Annotated in this window: 6 protein-coding genes; all 6 read right to left on the reverse strand. The window is 71.7% G+C overall.

Features of this window, described 5'->3' with window-relative positions:
• Positions 1 to 63 precede the first annotated feature (63 nt).
• Complete coding sequence (locus D183_RS0112295; RefSeq protein ID WP_017909257.1) at positions 64 to 1,101, reverse strand: CDP-glycerol glycerophosphotransferase family protein; 1,038 nt, start codon at positions 1,099 to 1,101, stop codon at positions 64 to 66.
• The gene (locus D183_RS0112300; RefSeq protein ID WP_017909258.1) at positions 1,101 to 1,934 is read right to left on the reverse strand and encodes a glycosyltransferase family 2 protein; all 834 of its coding nucleotides are present in this window, start codon (positions 1,932 to 1,934) and stop codon (positions 1,101 to 1,103) included. Before D183_RS0112300 ends, D183_RS0112295 begins: the two co-directional genes overlap by 1 nt.
• An 82-nt stretch (positions 1,935 to 2,016) precedes the next feature.
• On the reverse strand, positions 2,017 to 3,291 hold the full coding sequence (locus D183_RS0112305; protein WP_017909259.1) for an O-antigen ligase family protein: 1,275 nt from the start codon (positions 3,289 to 3,291) through the stop codon (positions 2,017 to 2,019).
• A 54-nt stretch (positions 3,292 to 3,345) separates the two neighbouring features.
• On the reverse strand, positions 3,346 to 4,380 hold the full coding sequence (locus tag D183_RS0112310; RefSeq protein WP_017909260.1) for a glycosyltransferase: 1,035 nt from the start codon (positions 4,378 to 4,380) through the stop codon (positions 3,346 to 3,348).
• 76 nt (positions 4,381 to 4,456) lie between these two features.
• Positions 4,457 to 6,172 carry an ArnT family glycosyltransferase gene (locus D183_RS0112315; RefSeq protein ID WP_017909261.1) on the reverse strand — a complete coding sequence of 572 codons (1,716 nt, stop codon included), beginning with the start codon at positions 6,170 to 6,172 and terminating at the stop codon, positions 4,457 to 4,459.
• A gap of 25 nt (positions 6,173 to 6,197) precedes the next feature.
• The coding region (gene rsmB, locus D183_RS0112320) for a 16S rRNA (cytosine(967)-C(5))-methyltransferase RsmB (protein ID WP_017909262.1) at positions 6,198 to 7,076 on the reverse strand (879 nt) is incomplete at its 5' end.

The raw sequence follows: 7,076 nt of genomic DNA on the forward strand, positions 1-7,076 counted from the left end.
AACTTGGCGCGGCGCTGGCGCAGCGGCGGCTGCGCTGGTGAGCGGGTGCGGCAGCGGTACGCGTCAGCGCCGCGCGCCGCGGCCCCAGTAGCCGATGCGGCGGCGGATCTTCAGCTTGCGCCACAGGTTCAGCGGCTTGCGCCGCGGGTTGCGCGCGCCCTCGGCGACGAAGTCGTCGATCGCGCGCAGCACGCGCTCGCTGGACTGGCCGTCGCGGTAGGGATGCAGGCCATCGGCGAATTCGCGGATCGCCGCCATCAGTTCCGGCGGCCGCTGCAGCGCGCGACGGATCGCCGGCTCGAACTGCGCCGGATCGTCGATGTCGATCAGCTGCGGCCCCGGACGCCGGTTCTTGAAGGTCACCACCGGCTTGTAGGTGAGCAGGAACTCGTTGAGCGCGGACGAGGTGTCCGAGCACATCATGTCCACCTGCGGGAACAGCTCCAGGATGTTGTCGTTGTCGGCGAAACGGAGGTACTCGCTCTCCAGCGCGCGGTAGCGCGCGACCATCGCCGGGTCCATCTTCGGATGGAAGGTGACGATCCAGCGCCATTCGCCGCTGCGCGAGAGCCGCGCGACCTCGTCGTGGAGGATGCCGGCCGCGCTCCACGACGGCGAGAACGTGGAGTGGTACAGGATCACCGGCGGCTGCCGCACCGGCGCCAGCTCCGCGCCGATCTCGCGCATGAACGGATCGATCTTGGGGAAGCCGGTCTCCTTGACCGCGAAGTGGCCGAGCTTGCGCGCCAGCGCGCCGAACGCGGCGGTGTCGCGTGGGCCGGTGGTGCAGTACAGGTCGAAGAACCCGCGCACGTAGATGTGCCGCGGCTTGCCGGCGTCGAAGCCGTGGAAGGTCTCGACCTTCACCCCGGGGAAGAAATGCGGCACCGCGTTGCTGGAGGTGATCACCGCGTACGGATCCCACGCCAGCACCTCCTCCACCGTCGCCAGGTGGCGCTCGTCGGCGCTCAGGTCCTCGGCGCCGGGGCCGTCGAAGAACCACGCCGCCTGGTCGCCGCGCGCGCGGATCGCCGCCTGCAGCGGGCGCAGAATCGCCAGCGCGTAGCGCTCGGACCCGTACAGCAGATAGTGCTTGCTCATCAGTGCTCCAGATCGTGCCGTTGCAGTTGCGCCCGCGCCTGCTCCACCGAGGCCGGGTTGATCTGCATCTCGTAGTAGCGCATGCGCTTGTACAGCGCGTAGCTGGCCGCGGTCTGCGCCACCACGAAGCCGCGCCAGCCGTCGAGGAAGGCCAGCCGCAGCAGATAGTCCTTGAGGAAGGCGCCGGCGAACACGAACGGGCTCTGCCACATTCTCACCGGCTTGCGCTTGTCGCGCCAGCCGAGCGCCTTGAGTTCGGCGTAGCGCAGCACCTTGAGCTGCTTGTGCACCAGGGTCGGGTTGTGCAGGTGGTTGAACGGCGGTGCGAACGCGGCGCTGGGGCCTTCGAAGCGCAGCGACTCGTGCACCCGCGCGTCGCTCCAGCGCGCGCGGCCGCGGTGGTACAGCCGCGCCAGGCGCTCGCCGACCATCGGTTTGTACCAGCGCATCGGCGCGCCCATGTACCAGGTGCTGCGGCGCAGCCACACTGCATCCACGCGATCCTCGGCGAGCAGTTGCGGCAGCCGCGCCAGGCACTCGGCGCGCAGCGCGTCGGACAGGAACTCGTCCGCGTCCAGCACCAGGATCCAGTCGTGCGCGGCCTGGGTGGAGGCGAAGTTGCGCTGTGGGCCGAAGCCCAGCCAGGCCTGCTCGACCACGCGCGCGCCATGTGCGCGGGCGATCGCCACGGTGTCGTCGGTGCTGCCGCAATCCACCACCAGCTTGTCGGCGGCGAACGGCACGCTGTCCAGGCAGCGCGCGATGTTGGCGGCCTCGTTGTAGGTCATCACCACCAGGCTCAGCGGCAGGGTGGCGGCGGCAGCGTCGGCCATGGCGCGCGGTATCCGGAAGTCAGGCGCGGTGCCGGCGGTCGGCGCCCGGCGCCTGGCCGCCCGGCGATGCGGGATCGGCAGTCTACCGGCTTCGCGTGGCGCCTTCAGCGCCCGGGCCCGGCTCCGCCTCGCGCGCCGCCAGCCCGATCAGCACGCCGACCAACGCTACGTAAAAGCCGGTGCTCACCTGGTGCGCGAACATCGACTGGGTCATGCCGCACAGCACGTAGGCCACCACCACCATGATCCCGGCCGCCGCCGCGCCGTGGAATTGCGGCTGCGGCCGACGCCGGTACAGGCGCAGCAGCAGCCACAGCGGCACCCCATACACCATCAGGATCAGCACGGTACCGGGCAGGCCCTGGGTCGCGCTCCACTCGGCCAGGTCGTTGTGCGCGTGGCCCAGGTGGCAGCGCTCGACGAAGCCCTTGCGGCAGTCGGGCAGGCGCAGCATGGCATTGTCGAAACGGCCCACGCCGACCCCGACCACGGGGTGCTCGACGAAGGTCGCCGCCGCCACCTGCAGGCGTTCGATGCGCGCGCCGGCCGAGGAATCGCTGTCGCCGCGTTCGTAGCGCTGCACGTCGTGGTGCAGTTCGGCCAGGCGGGTCTGCTTGGTCAGCGCCGGCACGCTCAGCACCAGCACCGCCGCCAGCGCGGTGCACGCGCCCAGGATCATCAGCCGCGTCGCGCTGTCGCGCCAGCGCAGGCACAGCGCGCTGACCACCAGCAGCAGCAGGACGCCCAGCCACACGCCGCGGCTGCCGCTGAGCAGGATGACGATGCCGCCGGCGACCACCGCGGCGGCGGCCCACGGCCACTGGCCGCGCGGCCGGCAGAACACCGCCAGCACCATCAGCATCAGCACCACGTCGGCCAGCACGATGGCGTTGGTCCAGCCCTCGGCACGCGGCTGGCCCTGCAACACCTGCACGCTGGCCAGCACCAGGGCGGCGAGGATGCCAAGCAGCGCGCCCCACCACAGCAGGCGCTGCGGCGGCCGCAGCGCATAGGTCCACAGCGCCGCCCACGGCAGCACCAGGAAACGGGTGCGGTTGTCGATGTCCTTCAGCGGCTGGCCGAAGTACAGCACCGAGCACAGCGACAGCCCGATCACCAGCAGCGCCAGGATCCACAGCCAGCGCAGCGACGGCTGCATCGGCGCCACCGCCTGGCGCAGCTGCGGCAATGCCAGCAGGCTGGTCGCCAGCAGCAGCAGGCCGAACGGCAGCAGGCCGCTGGGCATGCTGATCACCAGCGCCGGCAGGCACAGCAGCGCGAGCGCCGCGCCTCGCTCGGCCAGAGACTGGCGCGAGAACGCGGAAACGGCATGGCGTGGCGCGATGGGCTGGGACATCAAGGAGGGAAGCCGTCGGGGTGGGGGTGGTCGGCGATGATCCGGGGCGCTTCCCTAACCCGGCCTGACCTGTTCGCGATCGGCGCCGCGGCTGGCCGGCGCGGCGGGCGGCGCCGCCTCCCCGAGCAGATCGGCCACGGCCGCGCGCAGGCGCTCGCCGAATTCGCGCCGGCGCGTCTCGAAGAAGCCGCGCGCGGCTGTGCCCAGGGCGTCGCACTGCATCGGCGACAGCGCCAGCGCCTGCGCCATCGCCTGCTCGAGGCCGGCGGCCTCGATCCGGTAGCGCACGCCGAAATTGTCCGGCCCCTCGCCGACCGGATCGATCAGCACGCCGCGCTCGGCGCTCACCAGCTCGTTCATCGGCGCGCCGTTGGTGGTGATCACCACCGCGCCGACGCTCAGCGCTTCCATGATGTAGTGGCCGAAGCCCTCCACCTCGGAGGGGCACAGGTGGAAGCGGTGCGCGTTCTGCAGCCGCCGCAGTTCCTGCTGGTCGAGGTAGCCGGTCAGGTAGTCGATGTTCTCGGCCTCGATCGGGTGGGACTTCTTCGCGCTCTGCACCACCGTCAGCCGCGGCCACTCGGGGTGCCGCGCCCAGGTCTGCAGCAGCAGCGCCGTGCCCTTGGCCGAACTGCGCCCGGCCACATGCAGGCAGGCGCGTTCGCGCGGGACCTCAGGACGGTAGCAATCGTCGCTGCAAAAGCCGATGAAGGCGGTCGGCGCCATCGTGGAGAACCGCTGCTCGGCCTGGCGGGTCTTGCACAGCACCTGGGCGAAACGCGGCAGGCAGCGCAGCCACTTGTGCCGGAACCACTCCGGATTGGGGATCAAGGCATTGCGCAGGCCGCTGCCCAGGCAGCGCGGATACACCCGCTCCAGGAAGATCTGCAGGTCGGCACGCCCGAACAGCAGGCTGCGCAGGAACAGGCGCAGTTCGCGCAGCCGATTGGCCATGCGCACGGTGCCGAAGCCCAGCACCTCCACGCGGTAGCGGCCGGTCTCGCGCAGCAGGTCGGCGACCACCTGCAGGTCGCGGCTGAGGCCGCCGCCGTTGTCGCGGCTGATCACCCGGATCAGCGGCGGCGGCATGCGCGCTCCCCGGCCCGCGCGACGCGCTGGCCGCCACCGGCAGTCGCAGCACACCGCCGCGGTGCGCGGGTGCGGCTCATTCGAAGCGGTCCTTGTCCTGCTCGCGCAGGCGGTCGCGGTCGTCCTGGGTGACCACACAGTGGCCGTGCACGGCGCTGGCCGGGACCAGCCACCAGTCGCGTCGGTTGGACACGCCGGCCAGGATGCTGGCGTTGCGGTCGACGCAGCCCAGCATCGCCGCCTCCTGCACCAGCAGCCAGCGCCGCTGCGGCGCCTGCGCCTGCCAGGCGATGCCGCGACGCAGTTGCTCGTCCCAGGGCACCACGAAGCCGAAGGTCGTGGCCGGGCGATCGGCCATCAGCAGGTTCTGCTCCTTCCAGGCGACCAGGCCGAGTTCGGCCTGCGGGCCGATGCGGCGCCCCACCGACTCCATCACGCCGCGCGCGGAACTGGACATGTTGATGAGCGGGTACACCAGCAAGCCGGCCATCACCCAGACCATGGTCAGGGTCGAGACCGTCGCCAGTTCCGGGCGGCGCCGCGCGAACGCGGCCAGGCTGGCCACGCCCCACAGGCCGATCGCCAGCAGGATCCAGGCCAGCACCTGCACGGTGGCCAGGTCGATGCCGCGGTCTTCCATCATCTTCGCGCGGAAGCCGTGCCCCAGCAGGATCGCCGCGCCCACGCCGCCCAGCGCCAACGTCAGCAGCGCGGTGAACGCCAGCAGCAGGCGCTTGACCCCGGGCTTGCGCAACAGCCCTGGAATGAGCGGCCCCATCGCCAGGCACAGCATCGGCAGCGCCGGCAGCACGTAGACGTCGCGCTTGCCGGTCGGGATCGAGAAGAACAGTACCACCAGCGCCCACCAGGCCAGCGGCAGCAGATAGCGCGCGTCGCGCCGGCGCAGGCGCCGCGCCCAGGCGGGGATCGCCCACGGCAGCGCCAGCAGCACCGGCAGCCACATGCTGGGCATCACCCCGAAGAAGTACAGCGGCCCGTGCGCGTGGTCCCAGGACTTGGCGTAACGGCCGGCGGTCTGCCGGAACAGGATGTCGTTGAGGTAGGCGCGGTACTCGGGGGCGTTGCTCGACAACGCGGTGGCGACCATCGGCACCAGCCAGATCGACACCGCCGCCAGGAATGCCAGCGGCCCCAGCCAGAAGCGCGGATCGCGCAGGCCGACCCGCACTCCGCGCCAGTGCGCCAGCGACGCCGCCGCGGCCGGCAGCAGCATCAGCAGCGCCAGCACGCCCACGCCCTTGGTGATCGTGCCCAGCCCGGCGGCGAACCAGCCCAGCGCCCACAACCGCCAGTCCGGCCCGCGCAACAGGTGGCGCAGCAGCGCGTAGTTGGCCAGGGTGATGAAGAACACCACCAACGGGTCGATCTGCGCCTTCTTCGCTTGGTAGGTGAAGTGGAAGGCGAACAGCAGCGCGTAGGCCGCGTACATGCCGACGCGGCGTGTCCACAGCCGCCGGCCGAGGTCGTAGACGCAGGCCAGCGTGCCCAGCCCGGCCAGCAGCGACGGCAGCAGGAAGGCCACCCGCCAGTTGCCGAACAGCGTGTAGAAACTCGCCTGCAGCCACATCAGCATCGGCGGCTTGTCCGAGTACAGCTCGTTGCCGCGGTGCGGGAACAGCCAGTTGCCGCTCTCCACCATCTGCTTGGCGACCAGTGCGAAACGCGGCTCGTCGGCCGGGTGCGGATCGCGCAGGCCCAGGCCGGCGCCGAGCACCAGCACGGCCAGGATGGCCAACAACCAGAACTCTCGGGAGGCGCGGGTCTTCAGCATGGGAAGCGATGATACCGGCGCCGGTTCATGCCGTCTTGCGGAACCTTGCGTAGTAGAAACCGTCGCAGTCCTGCTCGCCGGGGAAGCGCTGGCGGCCGCCGCCGGAGGCATGCCCGCAGGCTTCGCCCGGGTCCTCCAGCGCTGCACCGGGCTGCCGCGCCAGCAAGGCCTGCACCTGCCGCGCGTTCTCGTCCTGCAGCAGCGAACAGGTGGCGTAGACCAGCACCCCGCCCGGCCGCAGCACCTGCCAGGCGGCGTCGAGCAGGCGCGCCTGCAGCGCCTGAAGCGCCACGACGTCCTCGCGGCGGCGGTGCAGCAGCACGTCCGGCTGGCGGCGCACGATGCCGGTGGCCGAACACGGCGCGTCGAGCAGCACCGAGTCGAACGGCACCCCGTCCCACCAGTCCTGCGGCTGCGCCGCATCGGCGACCTGCAACTGCGCCTGCGCGCCGGCACCGGTGCGCGCGAAGGTCTCGCCGACCCGCGCCAGGCGCCGCGCGTCCACGTCCAGCGCGGTCAGGCGCAGACTGGGATCGCGTTCGAGCAGATGCGCGGACTTGCCGCCGGGGGCCGCGCAGGCGTCGAGCACGCGCGCGCCCGGCGCTGGCGCCAGCACGTCGGCGACCTGTTGCGCCGCACCGTCCTGCACCGACACGCGCCCCTCGGCGAAGCCCGGCAAGGCCCCCACCGCCAGCGGTGTCTCCAGCCGGATCGCATCGGCCAGCAGCGGCGAGGCCTGCGCGGCGATGCCGGCCGCGGCCAGTTCCTGCAGGTAGGCGTCGCGGGTGTCGCGCTGGCGGTTGACGCGCAGCCACAGCGGCGCCGGCTGCTGGCTGGCGGCGAAGATCGCCTCGGCCTGCTGCGGCCAGTCGGCGCGCAGCGCATCGCGCAGCCACAGCGGCCA

The sequence above is a fragment of the Xanthomonas sp. SHU 199 genome (assembly GCF_000364665.1).
Lineage (GTDB): Bacteria > Pseudomonadota > Gammaproteobacteria > Xanthomonadales > Xanthomonadaceae > Xanthomonas_A > Xanthomonas_A sontii.